The organism is Streptomyces sp. A2-16, assembly GCF_018128905.1.
Classification (GTDB): domain Bacteria; phylum Actinomycetota; class Actinomycetes; order Streptomycetales; family Streptomycetaceae; genus Streptomyces.
Genome location: NZ_CP063808.1, coordinates 8,260,798 through 8,277,248, shown reverse-complemented (window position 1 = coordinate 8,277,248; position 16,451 = coordinate 8,260,798). Strand labels below are relative to the sequence as shown.

Sequence of the window (16,451 nt, the reverse complement as noted above, 5' to 3'; positions counted from 1 at the left end):
TGCGCGCTGGTTGATCGCGCGCGACTAGGGGAGCTGGTACGGGCATGGCGGTTGACGCTGCTCGATCGGAAGAGGGGTTCACGTCCACGGGAGCTACGCGGGTGATGGTGGCCGCGTGCCGGGCGGCGGGGCTCGACGACAGAGACGCGGAGTTGATCCGGCTCGGAGAGAACGCGTTGTTCCGGCTGGCCTCGGTGCCGGTGATCGTGCGTGTGGCCCGCGGGGAAGAGTGGCTGCCGAAGGCGCGTACGGAGGTCGACGTCTCCAAGTGGCTGGCGGAGGAAGGGTTTCCTGCTGCGCGCATCGTTGAGGATCTTGAGCAGCCGCTCTTGGTCGAAGGGCACCCTGTGACGTTCTGGCACCTGATAGTCGAGGGTGATCGCAAGGCCACCTACGGAGAGTTGGGCGGTGTCCTGCGGGATCTGCACTCCTTGACGCTGCCGGAGGGACTCGAACTGCCGGCGTTCGAGCCGTTCGACAAGCAGGAGCTGCGGATGGAGCGGGCTGTGATCCCGCCGGATGACAAGGTCTTCCTACGGAAGCGGTGGCGGGAGCTCCAAGACAAGTACGCGGAACTGCGGTTCGAGACGCCCAAGGGGCCGGTGCACGGGGATGCGCACGTGCAGAACCTCATGGTGGATGATCGCGGGCAAGTGATCCTGATCGACTTCGAAGCCTTCTGCTACGACCATCCTGAGTGGGATCTGATGGTCACGGCTGTCGAGCATCACAGTCTTGGGTGGCAGACCGATGAGCAGTACGCCGACTTCGTGGCCGCGTACGGGCGGGACCTGTACGACTGGCCTGGGTACGAGACGCTGCGCGGTTTGCAGGAGTTCGGCATGACGACGTGGCTCATGCAGAACGTGCAGGAGGACGAGGAGACGGCGGCTGAGTACCGCCGGCGCATCGCTGGTCTGCGAAACGATGACGCTCCTCGGGACTGGCGGCCCTGGTAGCCGCTAGTCGTCGTCCTCCAGGCGGGCAAGTGCGTCGTGCACCTGGTCGTTGAATGCGGCCACGGTGGGGTTCGTGGCGTGGATGCTTACCTCGGCCTGGAAGTCGGTCACGTACCGCTGGAATCGTCTCGATTGGAGTGTGTCGCCGCCGTCTACGGCCAGGCTTGCTGTCGTGACGGCGGCTTCCAACTCGCCGTTCAGGAGCTGGCTTTGAGCCAGCACCATGCGGCAGAACCCCAACGTTCGGGCGTACTTCGGGTCTGTGCTGTCGACGGCGCGCTGAGCCTGCTCGACGGCTTCGCGGCGCATCTTGAGATCACGGAAGCAGTGGCAGAGTTCGCCCATGAGCTCCGCGGAGTCGAAGTAGCCGAGCCACGCGGGATCCTCGGCGGTGTCGGCGTTCTCGAAGTGGCGCTGCGCCTCATTCATGGCGCGGCCTGCGGCGATGCGGTCGCCTGCGTTGGACAGTGCGCGGGCTTCCATAGCCGAGTAGTTCGCCATGGCGCGCGGCGTAGCACGTCCCTTGGCGCCCTCGACGGCGGCGCGGGCCAGTTGGATGGCCTGAGCGTGGTTGCCGAGGTAGTTGGCCTGGTGGCTGAGGTTGCCGAGGATGCGGGCGCCGAACATGCGGTCGTCGATGACCTGGGACAGGCGCAGCATGGAAGTCAGGTAGCGGTGGGCGAGCTGGTGGTTTCCGGTGTCGTACGCGGTCCATGCGAGCAGCTGCGAGACCTCGGCGGCTGCACCGAAGAGCGCGGTGCCCACCTTCCCGCTGTAGCTGGCATCGAGGAGAGGCAGGACCTCGTGGCGGAAGTAGTGGCGTAGGGCCTTGTGGCCATGGCCTCCGCCGTACTTGAAGTCGAGCTGCATGAACATCCCGGCCGCGTCCTTGATCGCGCGGACGTCGCGCATGCCGACGCGCTGGTGGCTGGGTCTGTCGGGCTGAATACCGTCCGGGCGCGCGATCATCCAGGACAGGACGGCAGAATTGAGGTCGCCGTCCGCGATGGCCAACTGGTCGGATGCCGGGGCGTCGGGGGATTGGTCGGCGAGGCGCTCCAGAATGGACAGAACGTCCGGCACTGTGTCCGCGTAGCCGATGGGCTGGGGTGCCGGCTGCTGCGAGTGATCGAAGAAACCGAGATCGCCGGGTGTGATCCGACGGCCGGTTTTGGTGCTCAGCACGTCTGCCATGATCGCGGCGGTCTGAGGTGTAATGCCTGCGCCGTCCCGCCATCGCTGCACGGAAACGTGGGTTGTTCCGAGGTGCACGCCGCGCTGCTCGGCGGCGTCCTTCATCCGCTTCGCAAGACCCTTGTTCGAGACCTGCGCTTCGTCCATGACGGCAACTAAGTGCGCGTTCGGCTCTCGGCTCATGCTCCCCTGCCAACCCGAGAATGACGGCGAGTGCTCATCCTGTCACAGGAGTATCGCCGCAGGGGGTTCATTGGTGAACCCCCTTTGCCTTTGCTGGTGTTCATGTGAACCCCCTGGTGAACGCTCCCGGAACCAGTCTGCTCGCCGTGTACTGGCACGCGTGCAACAAGCGATGCCATGAGGGCCGCCGGCGGCTCGGAGAGGGACCAAATGGATGCGGGGAAAGCCAAGAGCCTGGCAAGCGAGCTGGACGCCTATGCGCACTGGTTCGTGGTGCCGGATCCGTCCTCTGACGGGCACTTCCTGACGCTGACGCTCTTCGCCGAGTTCGGCGACACGGGGCGCATGGCGCGCGACATGACGGCCGTGTTCTTGCGGGGCGCCGGGGTTGATGCGCTGGTCAATGACGCTCGACTGGCCGTTTCAGAACTCGTGGGAAACGTGGTGAACCACGCGGTACCGGATCGGCACCTCAGTCGTCCTGGAGGCTGCCGACGTATCGATGTGATCTTCAAGCTGTACCCAAAGTGGCTCTTCATCGGCGTTGCTGATGAGGACTCGACGCCCCCGTTGCTTCCAGCAGGAGAGGCGTTCGCGCCGGGACTGCTCGGTGAACTGTCCGAGGCGGTGTTGCCTGACACGGGCCGTGGGCTGCACATCGTTCAGCGGCTGGCGACATCGGTCTGGTGGTCGGCGGAGGATCGCGGAGGCAAGACCGTCTGGTGCCGCTTCGATCTCGATCCGTTGACGGCCGATCACGTGGCCTGACAGACGCCGGGGCACCGCATCACCGTTGCTCTGCTCCTTCGCGATCGGGAGCAGAGGTGCCCCGGTTACCGGCCGGATCCTGACCGCTCCGGCCGAAGGGGCGCGGTTCCTCGAACGTTTCGGGAACTCCCCTCCCGAGTGAGGGGCCGCGCTTCACAACCTCATACCGAGACCGGGCCACCCCATCAGCCCTGGAAAGCGAAGGGTGGCCCGGCTGGGAACACGGCGGTTCCCGGTGCCTGATGGTACCGGGGCCGTCGTGCTGCATTTCGGTCCTGGTCCAAGGAAGTTGACGATCCGTTACCTAGATCAGGACAGAGGTGGGCCAGGTGTCTGGCGCGGGTGAGGACAGGGGGAGTGACGGTCTGGACGTCCCTGACAGCGACTCGGGGCTGTGGGTGTCGCGGGTCGACTACATCGCGGGCTGGCGTGTGGCACGCGGGTCGGCCGACCGGTTAAACCGGGCGCTCCTGGCCGTGGGCTTCGAGTTGTCAGACGTGCGTGCCGTGGCCTCGACGAACGAGGAAGGGCGGGGCGTTGTACGCGTCGCGGGATGGCCGGACGCCGTGGAACGGCTTGCGGTCCTCCTGGAGACGCTCGCCGACAGTCATGGTGGTCGGACATGAGCGGCCTTTCCGCTGATGAGCGGGACACGTGGGCACGTCGCCGGCCGCAGAGACTTTGGGTGGGAGCTGTCATGGGGCGAGTGAACAGGGGGCCTTACGCTCGCCAGCGGATCGGGCAGTCCTTGGACCTGCCCGCAACAGCCCGATCGGCCCCCTGTTCTTCGAGGCTCGCCCCATGGCGGCTGCCTAAAGTCTCGGAGGTCGTCGACCCCCAGCCCCGTGGGCCCCGTCCTGTAGCGGCTGGTCGATGCTTCATGCCCAGCGGTGTTCTGCGGTGTGGGGCGCTTGCCGACCGGACGGGACCGGCGGTCACGCCGCACGCCCGGCCGGGGCGGCGGGGCGCCCCGGCACGCCGCAGGCGTGCCCTTGAGGAAGTGAAGAATGTTTCGACCGATTGCCATTGCGGATCATGGCTGGCGGCGTTGAGCGGGCTCCTTGTCGGCAGTGATCCGGTAGGCAAGCTCAGCGCGGTCGGCGCCGATGCGGATTTCTTCGAGGATCAGGGCCTGGTCGTCGGTGCCGCAGGTGACGCGGGACAGGTGAAGGACCGGGGTCGCATCGGGCAGACGCAGGGCGGTGCGCTCATCCGGGAGCGGCATGCGCGCGCGGACCGTCTCGGACCACCACAGTTTGTGTCCGGACTTCGTCAGCATCGCGTACACGGCGGCGGGTTCGGCATTTGGCGCTTCGGCGAGATCCGGTACGGCGTCGGCCGTGGCGAGCGGGATCAGCGTGCGGTGCATCGCGCGCGTGCCAGTGGCCGGATCAGTCAGCAACCTGTCGCAACCGAAGAGCGCTTCCTCGACCTGTACCTCAAGGAGGTGTGCCGTGGGTTCGGTCGCATGCGTGCGGTAGGTGCTCGGCTCCTCGGTCTGCTCCCATGTAGCTACGCCATGGAGTGTGAATTGACCGCCGGACGTGCGGCCCACGTGGCCGGCGATGCTGACGACAGGGCGGCCGTTGGAGCGTACGAAGCTCCCCTTGCCGTGCCGAACGTCGATGAGGCCTTCCGCCCGCAGTGCGGAGACGGCGTTGCGGACCGTGGGACGGGAGACCTGGTAGCGGGTCATGAGTTGAGCCTCGGACGGCAGGAGCGAGTCCGGAGCGAACTCTCCGGACAGGATTGCTTCCCGGATCGCGGCGGCCACCTGTTGGTAGAGGGCTCCGGGGCGCTGGATCTCTGTCATCTCGGCATCTCCGGGTTGGAGTCGTAGGCACGTCGCACGCGCGACATCACTCGTCAGCATAAGTAGTTGCTCTCTCGCCGTACAGGGCTTCATAGTCGTAACTCGTAAGGACAAGTGACGTCAGTACCTGATCGACGTCCTGACTGGCCAAGGAGGCCAACACCAATGCAGTCCATTCCCGTGGATGCGGCGCGACTCGGCGTACTGCGATGCGCCATCGCGCCCGAAGCAAAGCTCAGCAACCCCGAGACACAGGAGGTGAAGAGGGACCGGGACGGTAACCCCGTCTACACGGTGGCCGTCACCGTGCGCCAGGACCGGCGGCGCATCTCCGTCGTCGAGATCGCCGTGAGTGGCGAGCCGAAAGGCATCGAGGAAGGCCAGATCGTGAGAGTCACCGGGCTGACCGCGTTCGCCTGGTCGATGGGTGACCGGCACGGGATCAGCTTCCGCGCCGACGCGATCACACCCGTGCACGGTGCCGCCGCGCACACCAAGGGCGGTGATGCGTGATGGGGCCGTACCTGCTTGCCGTTGCCCTGGCCGCGCTGGCCTGGGTGCTGCTCGTCGGTGACCTGGTGCGTCGGCATCGTCCGGTCTGGTACTGGTACGTCGCCGGCTACCCGGTGACTACGTGCCGGGTGCTGTTCACCTGGCGCAGAGTCGCCCTGCTCAACGATCTGTCGGTGTCGCGACTTCCGTCGCGCACGGTGGTCGGGCATCTGTTGGTCAAGGATGATCCGGTACGGCCAGTGGCTCCGCGGCTGTCGTTTCCGCGCGCTACGCGCATGGGGCTGGCCGTGACCGTACGGCTGCACGCGGGCCAGACCCCGGCGACGTACATGGAGGCGGCCGATGCCCTCGTGCACGCGTGGAAGGTCCACGCGGTGCGGGTCACCTCGCCGGAACGTGGGGTCGTGTTACTGACAGCCATGGCCACTGATCCGCTGCAACGTCCCGGCCTGGCCACGGCCCCCACCGAACTGCTCTCTGCCCTCATCGGCGCTCTGGAAAGCGGCGGTGCCTGGGTCATGAACCTGCGGCTCGTGCCGCACTGGCTCATAGCCGGGGCCACCCGGTCCGGCAAGTCCACCCTGCTGGCCAGGCTGATCACCCAACTCGCGCCACAACCCGTCGCTCTGGTCGGTATCGACTGCAAGGGCGGTATGGAACTCGGTCTTTTCGCGGAGCGGTTAAGCGCGCTGGCGACGTGTCGCCGCGAAGCGGTCGCCATTCTCTCCGCCCTCGTCGTCGACATGCAGGACCGGATGAGCGCGTGCCGGTCGGCCGGTGTCCGTTCGATCTGGGAACTCCCTGACAGCCTCCGGCCGACACCCGTGGTCGTGATCGTCGACGAGATCGCAGAGCTGTACTTATCTGACGGCACCCGCGAGAGCAAGGCGGAAGCCGATCAGTGCTCCACCCTCCTGCTCCGGCTTGCCCAGCTCGGGGCCGCCCTCGGACTGCACTTGGTCGTCGCCGGCCAACGCGTTGGATCCGACCTGGGTCCCGGCGTCACGGCGCTCCGGGCCCAACTCGGCGGCCGGATCTGCCACCGGGTGAGTGACCCCGGCACGGCCGAGATGACCTTGGGCGACCTCAATAAGGACGCCGTGGCCGTCGCTCAGGCCATCACGGCGGAGGAACGGGGTGTGGCCGTATGCAGCGGACCGGACGGCGGCTGGAGCCGTGCCCGCTCGCACCTGACTCCAACGGAGGAAGCCGTCTCGACAGCCCGGAAGTACTCCGGCATGACCCCGGAACTGCCCGCCCTCGGTCATGCGCTCGTCGCGCTGGAAGGGGATGACAAGTGATCAGCGAAGGAACGGCGTTCACGTTCACGGTGATCTTCGGGATCATCACCGTCCTCCTCGTCCGCTCCCGTGATGTCCGCGCCTGGGAAGCCGTGTGCGTCGGCCTCTTCGGCCTCTACCTCGGACAGACCCCCGTGCTCTTCACCGTCCACGGACTCGTGACCTGGTTCGTCAGCGGCTTCTCCCACACCTGAGCGGAAAGGACGTACCGCCATGCCTATGCCTCGCGTGAGGTGCCCTCACTGCAAGGGCGACGGCGCCCGCAGGACCTGGACCGGACGACTGCACCGCTGCCGCGTCTGCCGTGGCACCGGAACCATCCGCTGACCGAGACCCACACACCACACCAGACGAGGGAGGACCCATGCCCCACGACCTGCCGTCACCCATCACCCGTGCCGCTACGGCGGCCCAACCCGGAAGGTCACCGCCATCACCGCGGACCTCACTCCAGCTGACAGGCGCCCCGTTCTCGACCGGGCGGGGAGCCTGCGTCGGCTCTCCGAGACAGATCGCGACGCAATACGCGTTGCCCAAGATGCCAACTTCCAGCGCTGGTTGGAACAGATCACCGCCACAGGTGGGTGTGCCAACCCCGTCCACCTCTCCGGCTCGACTACGACTCTGGCCCCGGATACCGGCGAGATCTTCCGTCACTACGACACTCGCGATGAACCTGGAGAGCGCCTTCTCGTCCGGTGTCGCAACAGACGCGCGACTGTCTGTCCGGCGTGCTCCCGGCTACACGCTGGGGACACCTTCCACCTTGTCCGTGCGGGTCTCCTCGGCGGCAAGGGTGTTCCCGCCGCAGTCCGCGAGCGACCTCGGCTCTTCGTCACCCTTACCGCCCCGTCCTTCGGTGCGGTTCATCGAGTCGGGGAGCGCTGCCGCCCCCGTCGTGACGGCGGTGCCTGCGAGCATGGTCGTCCCCTTGGCTGCGATGTGCTTCACGCTCCCGATGCGGCGGCGGTCGGTCAGCCGCTCTGTCCCGACTGTTACGACTACACAGCCCACGTGCTGTGGCACGCCCACGCTTCCAAGCTGTGGGATCGGTTCGTCATCGACGTCCGGCGGCGCCTCGCCGGCTCAGTCGGCCTCGTTCAGTCTCGCTTCGCACACCACGCCCGGCTGTCCTTTGCGCGTGTGGCCGAGTACCAAAAGCGGGCGGCCGTTCACGTACATGCCGTGGTCCGCCTAGACGGACCGAACGGTCCTGATGATGAACCTCCGGCTTGGGGCACTGCGGATCTACTCATCAACGCGGTGCGTACATCGGCTGAACGGGTCCTGGTCCGCACGCCCCACAGCCCAGCCGTGGGTGAGTTGGGTGTGCGATGGGGTGTCCAAATCGACGTCCGGCCCCTGCGCACTGATGAGGGTGGGCTCGATGATGACGCCGTTGCCGCATACGTGGCCAAGTACGTCACCAAGGGGGCGAGCGAGACAGGCGCCGGCCTGGACCACTCGCTCTCCACCTTCGCCGAAATCGACACGGCACCCGTCAACGATCACGTCCGCACCCTCATGCGTACCTGCTGGCGCCTCGGTGGGCTTCCCGAGTACGCGCCCCTCCGGCTTCGGGCCTGGGCTCACACGTTGGGCTACCGGGGCCACATCCTGACCAAGTCCCGCGTCTACTCGACGACGTACGCAGTGCTCCGCGCTGAACGCGCTGACCACATGGGCCATGGCGACCTGCCCGACGCAGTCACCGAGAGGCACTGGCGCTACGTCGGTTCCGGCCACACGCCAGGCGCTGCACTCATCGCCGCCGGAATCGCCGATGACCTTGCAGAGTCCCGGCGGCTCGGCCTTGAGGCGAGGCAAGAGGGGGAGTGGTGCGGATAGCCGCGCTCCCTGAACGCGAGCCGCGAAAGCCTCTGCGTCCGTCATCGCCTGGACCTGGCGACGACAGGGCACGGACCTTGATCGAAAGCGAGATCGTGATGGTTGATGATGACGGCACGGAGGAGCCCTTCGACCCCGCGTCGTGGTTCAAGTGAACGGGGACGCTGCCTGCCCTTACTCCTCCAGACGGCAGCGCCGCATCTATCGCCTGCCGTCAGAAGGCTTCAGCGAAGTCGTCTTCCTTCAGTATCAGGCGGTCCCGCACGTCCTTGGGGATCATGAGCTTCATGTGGATGCGCGGTGCGCGTACGCCCGGGACCTTGCTCCGCTTGATCTTGCATTTCACGCCGACCCGGAGCAGATCGGCGGCCATGGCTTCCATGCCGCCCTCCTCCCAGTGGGCCCGGAAGGTCTGGCCGTTGTGCACCGCCACCCATCGATCCTTCGTCGACTCGGGGTCGATGGCCTCCAGTTGCTTGATCAGGTCGTCGAGAGTCTTCTCGGCCTTCTCTTTGGTGAACCGCGTCTTGGTGAAGCGGCCTCCAGGCTCAAGCCCTGTCATGTAGTAGCTAATGGACTGTTCGAGACGCTGCTGTTCCTTGCGGGCCTCGGCGCCTTGCCGGTACTCGCGCGTCATAACCGGCTCGTCGCCCAGAACCTTCAGGACGTCCTCGACGAGCTTGCTGTAGATCTCGTAGGGGTTCGGTGCACCGTGGCCTCCGGCCTTGCACTTGCCGCACCGGAGGTACATGTAGGACCGCTCTTTGACTCGGTTCTTCTGCACCGTCATGTTCGTGCCGCAGTCGTCGCAGATCAGCACCCCGAGGAACTGTGTAGCGCCGCCCGGAGCACGCGTGGGCTGGTTCTTGCCTCGGCGGTCCAGGGCGGCCTGAAGGCTGTTGAACTCTTCCTCGCTGAAGATCGGCTCAGCTACGCGGATGGGCTTGGCGTCATTGCCCAGCACAATCTTCGAGCGGCGCACCCCGCCGTTCTTGTCCTCTTCTACGCGGTAGCCCATCAGCGCTGGGTTCCGGAGTCGACGGAGGAGGGTGGCCGTTGTCAGGCCTGGTCCGCAGAGCCTGGCGCGGACGAGGACCCTGGCCATTCGGCGGGCGGAAGCCGGCCGGGTGCGTGTAGCTGCGTTGCGGCACCAGTGCAGCGCACGGTAGGCCTCCTTGTTGATGGTGAGGACGACTCTCCCGTCCTCGTCCTCCGCTGTCTCGTAGCCGTACGTCGGCTTACCCACGAGCCAGTTGCTCTGAGTCTTGGTGTAGTCCCAGAGGCTCGCGACGCGTGTGCTCGTGTTGGCGGCCTCGATCTCGGCGATGCCACCGACGATCGTGACCATGATCTTCCCGGCGGTTGTGGTCAGATCGATCGAGTCGTTCTTGGAGACGAGGTTCTTGCCGTACTTGAGGCACCAATCGATCATGGTGCTGAGGTCTGTGAGTCGTCGTACGAAGCGGTCCAGCTTCCAGAAGAGCAGTACATCGAACTCGGGCGCCTTGTTGTTGAGCCAGTCCCCGAGCTCCTTGCGCTTCCACGGTGGGACCTTCGTCGCCGACACGTTGAGGTCGCTCGCAACTCCGACCACTCGGTAGCCGCGCTCCCTGGCAAGCACGCGGAGATCGAGCTCCTGCCGGACAGGCGACGTCGTGTCGTCCGTCAGGACGGACAGCCGCACCGACAGGAGCGCGCGTGGCGCGTCGTCGGGTAACAGGGCCTCCGCCCTCTTCAGCTCTTCCAAGAGCGCTAAGTCGGCCTCACTCCATTCGGACTCAACGTCGTACTGCCCACGGTCAGTTGGCGTGCGTGTCCTCGTCCGTTTCCCCATACCGGCCACGGTAGCGTTGTTTTGGCTCCGTTGGTATATGGCCGCAGATGGACACCCACATCCAGATCGGCCCGACGGGGAAGAAGCTGTTGCCTCTGACGGTCAAGAACGGTGGTCCGGCGCCGGCTTCGAGTGGTCACTCTCACTGACGTGAGTGCGGCGTAGCGCCGCGTGGTGGATGCCCTGGGGGACGACAGCGAGGAGAAGACGGCTGCCGTCCTGAGGGCGCGGTGGATCGTGCGGGAGACGCCGAGAACGCCGCATGAGGCGTTGAGAGCCTAGGGGGGAGCCCGTGCTGGCGGCTGTCGCCTGAGTGGCTGCTCTCGGTTCGCGACGGGGCTCGTGGATTCCTGGCGTGGCGGTATCCGCTACCGAGGAGGCGCCATGTCAGCGAGCGAGCCGCCTGGGGGCAATCCGCAGTGGGGAGGTCCGGGCCAGGCCTCCTCCCCTCCCGGGCAGTGGGCATCGCCTCCTGGGCCACCGCAGAAGAAGCGACGGGGCCGTGGCTGTCTCTGGGGATGTGCCGGTGCCCTGGCCGCAGTGGTCGTGATCGTCATCGTTGTGCTGGTGATCGCGTCGGGGGACAAGGACGAGAGCACCACTTCTGCGCCCAGTACGAGCGCTACCGCGAAGACGCGTCAGGGGCAGACACAGGAAGCTGCGGGGGAACGAGCCGACCTTGTCAGCTTCAAGCTCGAGGACCGATCACAAGCGGGTATCACCAACATCTGGCTCGTTTGGACGATCAAGAACAACAGCAGCGAGAAGTCCAACTACTCCTGGGACTGGGAGGCTGTCGACGCCGGCGGCACTCGCCTGGAGGACGGTTCGCAACTGGAGACCAACGTGCTACCCGGCCAGACGGCCCGCGGTGAGTTCCCCACGACGCTCAAGACCGTGAAGGGCATCAAGCTCGACGTCACCAGCTTTGACCGGACTGCTGCCTACTGAGCCGGCCGGTAAAGCCTGAAGCACCTCACTGCGGCGAGCGAGGGGTCACGTCTGCGGCAGCGGGATGAAAGGTGGCCCCAAGCTGTAGCTGGACTCAAGGACACTGTTTCTGTGCCTTGTGGTCCTCTCACTGCGCGGGTCCTACGGCGATGCCGGATGTGGATCCTTCACCTTGTCCACACGCTGGTGACCTGTGCGGATCGCTGATTTCTGTTGCCCTCGGCAAGTTGATATCCAGGACGGCGATTGCTGGATAAAGTCGTTTTGTCGCAACTGGTTGCGGGGACAACCAGAGTTCGGTCGGCGCTGCCGACATCCTGGGGAGGGCCTGAGCGCATGAGTCGTCGCTCTGCTGGTTTTGTCAACACTTGGGCTGAAGCGCAGCGTCAGTACCAGCGGCAGATCGAGGCCGAGCAACGGCGACGTCGGGAAGAAGCGCGACAAGCGCGGGACTACCAACGACGTGCCGCTCAGGGGCACCGGGAGTACCGTCAGGCGCAGGCCAGGCAACGTACGGCAGAGCTGGACGCTCAGGTCGCGGCCTTGCAAGGACTGCTGACCACGGGTTGCCAGGCGCCGGCCTTCAGGGCGTCGTCGTTGATGCGAATGGAAGAGATTCCACCGTTCGACCCTGGTCGGCTTGCGTGGCCTGTGAGCATGCCGGATCCGAACCAGTACCAGGCGCAAGGCGGCTGGACGGCCAGTCGGCGCGCTCAGGCGCAGGCTGAGGCACGGTCACGCTTCGAGCGCGACTGGCACGCGGCACAGGCTGCGGAGGCGCAGCGGCAGCGGCAGTTATCCGCCGCCCAACGTGACTACGACCAAAGAGCTGAGGCACAACGAGCCGAGGTGCGACGGCACAACACCGGCATCACCGAGGCGATCGCGGGTGTCAGGCGGGGCGACCCCGAATCCGTGGTCGAGTACTTCTCCGCTGCTCTCTACTCATCCACAGCCTGGCCCGAAGGCTTTCCTCGACAGGTGGCAGTGGCCTTCGACTCGGCGGCGCGGCAGTTGGTCCTGGATTGGGAGCTGCCCGGGTACGGCATCGCCCCGGAAGTGAAGTCCGTGAGGTACGTACCTGCCCAGGACGAGGACAAGGAGACGGCGCGACCTGTGACGCAGCGCCGCGCGCTGTACCGGGAGGTGCTGGCGCAGAGCATGCTGTTGGTCCTGCACCAGCTCTTCATGGCAGACGAGTACGGCATCCTCGACTCGGTGGCGCTGAACGGCTTCGTGGACGCACCCGATCCCGCGACAGGCCGGCAAGCCCACATATTCCTGGCCACCGTCATGACCCAGCGAGCCACCTTCACCGACCTGCGTCTGGAACAGGTGGATGCGACCAGCTGCCTGACGGATGCGCTACGGGGACAGCTCACGACCCGGCCTGACCAGCTCACTGCCGTACGGCCGAGTCGGCAGCCCCGGGACGTCGGAAACCGGGTCGTCACCCATGGCGGCGGTGTCGAGGAGCCGGACCTGTACGACATGGACCCGATCGCCTTCGAGTCCCTCGTCGCCGACCTGTTCCGTGCCATGGGAATGCAGGCTGTGATGACGCAGCGCTCGAACGACGGGGGCGTGGATGTCGACGCGCTGGACCCGACTCCCATCCGGGGCGGCAAGATCGTCGTCCAGGTGAAGCGCTACCGCAACACGGTGCCGCCCACCGCGGTGCGGGACCTGTACGGCACGGTCCAGGACATCGGCGCCAACAAGGGCGTCCTTGTGACGACGTCAGGATTCGGCCCGGGCTCGCACACCTTCGCTCGCGGCAAGCCTCTGGAGTTGATCTCGGGCCCCGAACTGGTTGATCTGCTGCACCGGCACGGGCTACGCGGGCGCCTGGGGGAGGGCGGGCGACCGGTCCCTTCGCGGCCTGAGCCGTCCGGTCCGCCGACTCGGCCGGACGATTACAACGTGCTGGGCATGACGTGGTCGGGCAACGTCGCACTGGACGTCTGCGCACTCGTCTGCCGAGGCAGTCGAGTCCTCAGCGAAGACCACTTCGTCTTCTTCAACAACCCGCAGACTCCGGATGGTTCGGTACGCGCGGTGTCAGCTGCTGCGCCGGACAAGGCAGCAATACGTGTCGCCTTCGATGCGCTGCCGGGAGACGCGGATCGGTTCGTGCTGGTTGCGGCCGTGGACCCGGAGGTGAACCCGAGCGCCGATCTCTCCGGCTTCACCGATGCCTGCATCCGCCTGCTCGACGCGTCGATGACCGAACTGGGCCGCCTGGAGGTTTCCGACGGCCGCTGTGGTGAGACGGCCTTGGTGCTCGGGTCGTTCAGGCACAGGGCCAGTGGTGACTGGGACTTCGTACTTGGCGGGAAGGGCTACGTCGGCGGCTTGGAGCAGCTTGTCCAGGACTTCGGTATCGAAGTGGAGTAGCTCGGGCGGTCGAGAACGCCGGCCCGGCGCCGTTCGCGCGAGGCGGTCACAGTCACTCCGCCCAGGTATGACGGGAGGTCAGACGGCGGCGGCCTGTCCGCCCTCGACCGAAGCTCGGCTTTCACGTCGCCGGTCGGCCGGCTCGGTCCGAGGGCAGGCAGGCCAGTGTCCGTGGGCCCTACTTCTTGTGGCCGTTGCCGTGTCCGTCGGGATGGAGGACCACCTTGATCCAGCCTTCCTCGCGGGCGTCGAAGTGCTCGTAGGCGGTGGAAACCTGGTCCAGGCCGAGTTCGTGGGAGACGATGAAGCTCGGCTTCGCCTTCCCGCCGGCGATCAGGTCCCGCAGCGCTCGGTTGTACTTCTTCACGGGCGCCTGCCCGGTGCCCATGCGCTGGCCCTTGAACCACATCATGCCGAAGTCGATCGGGACCTTGCCCTGCGCCTCCAGCTCCCCCTGGGCCTTCTCACCGCCGGGGTCCTTCGGCAGGAACACGCCCACCACGCCGATGTCACCCGTGAACCTGACCGAGTCGATGAGGCCGTTGAGCGTGAGGCTGGCGTCCTCTTGACCCTGGTGGTCGTGTGCCTGGTAGCCGACGCACTCGCAACCGTTGTCGGCGCCCAGACCGAGGGTGGCCTCCTTGACGACCTCCGCCGGGTCCTGCTCGGCGGTGTTGATCGCGATGGCCCCGATCTCCTCGGCCTTGCGCAGCCGGTCGGGCTGGTGGTCGGCCACCCAGACGCGGCCGGCGCCCTTGAGCAGGGCGGAGTAGGCCGCCATCAGCCCGACGGGACCGGCCCCGTAGACGATCGTCTGGTCGCCCGGTTTGACGTTGGCCATCTCCGTGGCGTGATAGCCGGTGGGGAAGATGTCGGCGAGCATCACGTAGTCGCTCTGGCGCTCGGCGGCGTCCTCGCCCAGGCGCAGCGCGTTGAAGTCGCCGTAGGGCACGCGCAGCAGTTCCGCCTGGCCGCCCTGGTAGGGGCCCATGTCGGCGAATCCGTAGGCGGCTCCCGCGAGAGCCGGTTCCGGCTGCATGGTCAGGCAGTAGTTGGTCAGCCCCCGCTCGCACTGCTTGCAGAAGCCGCAGGCGATGTTGAAGGGCAGGACCACGTACTCACCGACCTGGACCTTGCTGACGGCCGAGCCGACCTCCACGACCTGGCCCATGTTCTCGTGTCCCAGGGTGCGGCCGGTCTCGAACGAGGTGCGGCCCTCGTACATGTGCAGGTCCGACCCGCAGATGTTGGTGGCGGTGATCTTGACGACGATGTCGCAGGGATGCTCGATCTTCGCGTCCGGTACGTCCTTCACTGTGACCGTTCGCGGTCCTTCGTATACCGCTGCTTTCATGATGGCTTCTCTCGGTGCCGCGACATGAGGGCGGCACGGCGATGATGAGACGCGCAAAGAGCCTGACTCTTGGAAGGTGCCACGACGGGGGTCGTGGCACCGGCGCGTCTCCGCGGGCCGTTCAACCGGTTCGGGCGGAACGGTGGTTCGGGCCGGTGGCCCGCCAGGCGGAGCTTCGGCGCTCCGACGGCGTGGGACGCGGGTCCCCGTCGGCTTCCGACCTGAAACAACCTTCCACCGAGCAATCGGCCGGTCTCTGTTCCGGACGGCCATCGATCGAGGACGCCTCTCCGGCTCCGGTCACCGGCTACTCGCCGTCGTCCTCGAGCATGCGGCGACGTTCCTGACGTCGAACCGTCTCCCCTGGCCCGACTCCTCGGCGAGCCGAGCGGGGAGTGTCCGGGCCGTGCGCTGCGCGATCTCCGTCGGCGCGTCCGGATCCGCCAGGAGAGTCACGACCGTGAAGTCCTGCGACGACTCCCGCATGACCGGGCTCCTCCCGTCGGGCATCCCGGGACCACCAGTGCCCGGGATGCCCGAGATGCCGTCAGGCGGCGTTCTCGGCCTCTGCTGGTGCGAGGGCGGGGCTCAGTGGGTGTCGGCGGAGTGGGGGCCGTAGAGCGCTGCTATGTCCTTTGATGTGGGCCAGCGGCTGTAGGTGGGGGACTGGGGCCAGCCTTCGGGGGAGGTCTGCCATTGCTCCTGGCGGCCGTAGGGGAGGAGGTCGATCAGGGCGAAGGTGTGGCTCAGTTGCTCGGTGCCGCGGCCGGTGGTGTGCCAGGTGCGGTGGACGGTGTCGCCGTCGCGGAGGAAGACGTTGACCGCGAAGCCGCCGTCGGGCGGGGCGCCGACGTCGGTGCCGAAGGGGCTGTTCGCGGTGGAGTACCACGGCATCCTGTTGCCGACCCGCTCCCGGTAGGCGAGCGCCTCCTTGATCGGGCCCTGGGTGACGACGACGAAGCGTGCGTCGTAGTTGTCCAGGAACTCCAGGCGGGTGTACTGCGAGGTGAAGCCGGTGCAGCCCGGGCACTGCCACTCGCGGCCGGCGGACCACATGTGGTTGTAGACGATCAGCTGGCTCCTGCCCTCGAAGACGTCCGCCAGCCGGACGGGACCGTTCTCGCCCTCGAGCGTGTAGTCGGGCATCTCGACCATCGGGAGGCGACGACGCTCGGCGGCGATGGCGTCGAGCTCGCGCGTGGCGGCCTTCTCCCGCGCTCGCAGTTCCTCGAGCCGGTGTTCCCACGTCGCGGCGTCGACGACGGGAGGCAGTGCGTGTGCGGTCATGGTCCCCTCACAGGGTGGGTGCGTACGCGGCTTTCCGTTGCGCAGAGGC

At 66.6% G+C, this 16,451-nt stretch carries 15 protein-coding genes; 9 read left to right on the top strand and 6 right to left on the bottom strand.

Features of this window, described 5'->3' with window-relative positions:
* The first annotated feature begins 44 nt into the window (after positions 1-44).
* Complete coding sequence (locus IOD14_RS37160; protein WP_212672603.1) at positions 45-959, top strand: aminoglycoside phosphotransferase family protein; 915 nt, start codon at positions 45-47, stop codon at positions 957-959.
* A 3-nt stretch (positions 960-962) separates the two neighbouring features.
* Here the strand turns inward: IOD14_RS37160 and IOD14_RS37155 are convergent, their stop codons facing one another.
* Positions 963-2,336 (bottom strand): sporulation protein, encoded by a 1,374-nt coding sequence (locus tag IOD14_RS37155; protein WP_212672602.1) that lies wholly within the window; start codon positions 2,334-2,336, stop codon positions 963-965.
* A 210-nt stretch (positions 2,337-2,546) separates the two neighbouring features.
* On the opposite strand from IOD14_RS37155, the gene IOD14_RS37150 reads away from it, so the two are divergent.
* Positions 2,547-3,104, top strand: coding sequence for an ATP-binding protein (locus tag IOD14_RS37150; RefSeq protein ID WP_212672601.1), 558 nt, complete (start codon positions 2,547-2,549; stop codon positions 3,102-3,104).
* Between the two features lie 329 nt (positions 3,105-3,433).
* Positions 3,434-3,730: a hypothetical protein gene (locus IOD14_RS37145; protein WP_249126166.1), complete on the top strand. Its 297-nt coding sequence runs from the start codon at positions 3,434-3,436 to the stop codon at positions 3,728-3,730.
* A 407-nt stretch (positions 3,731-4,137) separates the two neighbouring features.
* Here the strand turns inward: IOD14_RS37145 and IOD14_RS37140 are convergent, their stop codons facing one another.
* Positions 4,138-4,917 carry a GntR family transcriptional regulator gene (locus tag IOD14_RS37140; protein ID WP_212672599.1) on the bottom strand — a complete coding sequence of 260 codons (780 nt, stop codon included), beginning with the start codon at positions 4,915-4,917 and terminating at the stop codon, positions 4,138-4,140.
* Between the two features lie 165 nt (positions 4,918-5,082).
* Between IOD14_RS37140 and IOD14_RS37135 the strand changes: the two genes are divergently transcribed.
* The 4 genes from IOD14_RS37135 (at position 5,083) to IOD14_RS37120 (ending at position 8,579) form a co-directional block, all read left to right on the top strand.
* Positions 5,083-5,430, top strand: coding sequence for a hypothetical protein (locus IOD14_RS37135; RefSeq protein ID WP_212672598.1), 348 nt, complete (start codon positions 5,083-5,085; stop codon positions 5,428-5,430).
* Positions 5,430-6,731, top strand: a complete 1,302-nt coding sequence (locus IOD14_RS37130) for an FtsK/SpoIIIE domain-containing protein (protein ID WP_212672597.1) — start codon at positions 5,430-5,432, stop codon at positions 6,729-6,731. Before IOD14_RS37135 ends, IOD14_RS37130 begins: the two co-directional genes overlap by 1 nt.
* Positions 6,728-6,925: a hypothetical protein gene (locus tag IOD14_RS37125; protein ID WP_212672596.1), complete on the top strand. Its 198-nt coding sequence runs from the start codon at positions 6,728-6,730 to the stop codon at positions 6,923-6,925. Before IOD14_RS37130 ends, IOD14_RS37125 begins: the two co-directional genes overlap by 4 nt.
* 364 nt (positions 6,926-7,289) lie before the next feature.
* The gene (locus IOD14_RS37120) at positions 7,290-8,579 is read left to right on the top strand and encodes a replication initiator (protein WP_349252443.1); all 1,290 of its coding nucleotides are present in this window, start codon (positions 7,290-7,292) and stop codon (positions 8,577-8,579) included.
* Between the two features lie 214 nt (positions 8,580-8,793).
* Here IOD14_RS37120 and IOD14_RS37115 read toward each other — a convergent pair whose 3' ends face one another.
* A complete protein-coding gene (locus IOD14_RS37115; protein ID WP_212672595.1) occupies positions 8,794-10,413 on the bottom strand; it encodes a recombinase family protein in 1,620 nt (539 codons plus the stop codon).
* A 540-nt stretch (positions 10,414-10,953) separates the two neighbouring features.
* Between IOD14_RS37115 and IOD14_RS37110 the strand changes: the two genes are divergently transcribed.
* Both IOD14_RS37110 and IOD14_RS37105 read left to right on the top strand, forming a co-directional pair.
* Positions 10,954-11,364 carry a hypothetical protein gene (locus tag IOD14_RS37110; RefSeq protein ID WP_212672594.1) on the top strand — a complete coding sequence of 137 codons (411 nt, stop codon included), beginning with the start codon at positions 10,954-10,956 and terminating at the stop codon, positions 11,362-11,364.
* Between the two features lie 336 nt (positions 11,365-11,700).
* Positions 11,701-13,761, top strand: a complete 2,061-nt coding sequence (locus tag IOD14_RS37105; protein ID WP_212672593.1) for a restriction endonuclease — start codon at positions 11,701-11,703, stop codon at positions 13,759-13,761.
* Positions 13,762-13,939: 178 nt separating this feature from the next.
* Here the strand turns inward: IOD14_RS37105 and IOD14_RS37100 are convergent, their stop codons facing one another.
* The 3 genes from IOD14_RS37100 to IOD14_RS37090 form a co-directional block, all read right to left on the bottom strand.
* Positions 13,940-15,115, bottom strand: coding sequence for a glutathione-independent formaldehyde dehydrogenase (locus tag IOD14_RS37100; protein ID WP_123989200.1), 1,176 nt, complete (start codon positions 15,113-15,115; stop codon positions 13,940-13,942).
* A gap of 300 nt (positions 15,116-15,415) precedes the next feature.
* Positions 15,416-15,601, bottom strand: a complete 186-nt coding sequence (locus tag IOD14_RS37095) for a hypothetical protein (protein WP_212673540.1) — start codon at positions 15,599-15,601, stop codon at positions 15,416-15,418.
* 102 nt (positions 15,602-15,703) lie between these two features.
* Positions 15,704-16,402: a DUF899 family protein gene (locus IOD14_RS37090; protein ID WP_212672592.1), complete on the bottom strand. Its 699-nt coding sequence runs from the start codon at positions 16,400-16,402 to the stop codon at positions 15,704-15,706.
* Positions 16,403-16,451: the final 49 nt, after the last annotated feature.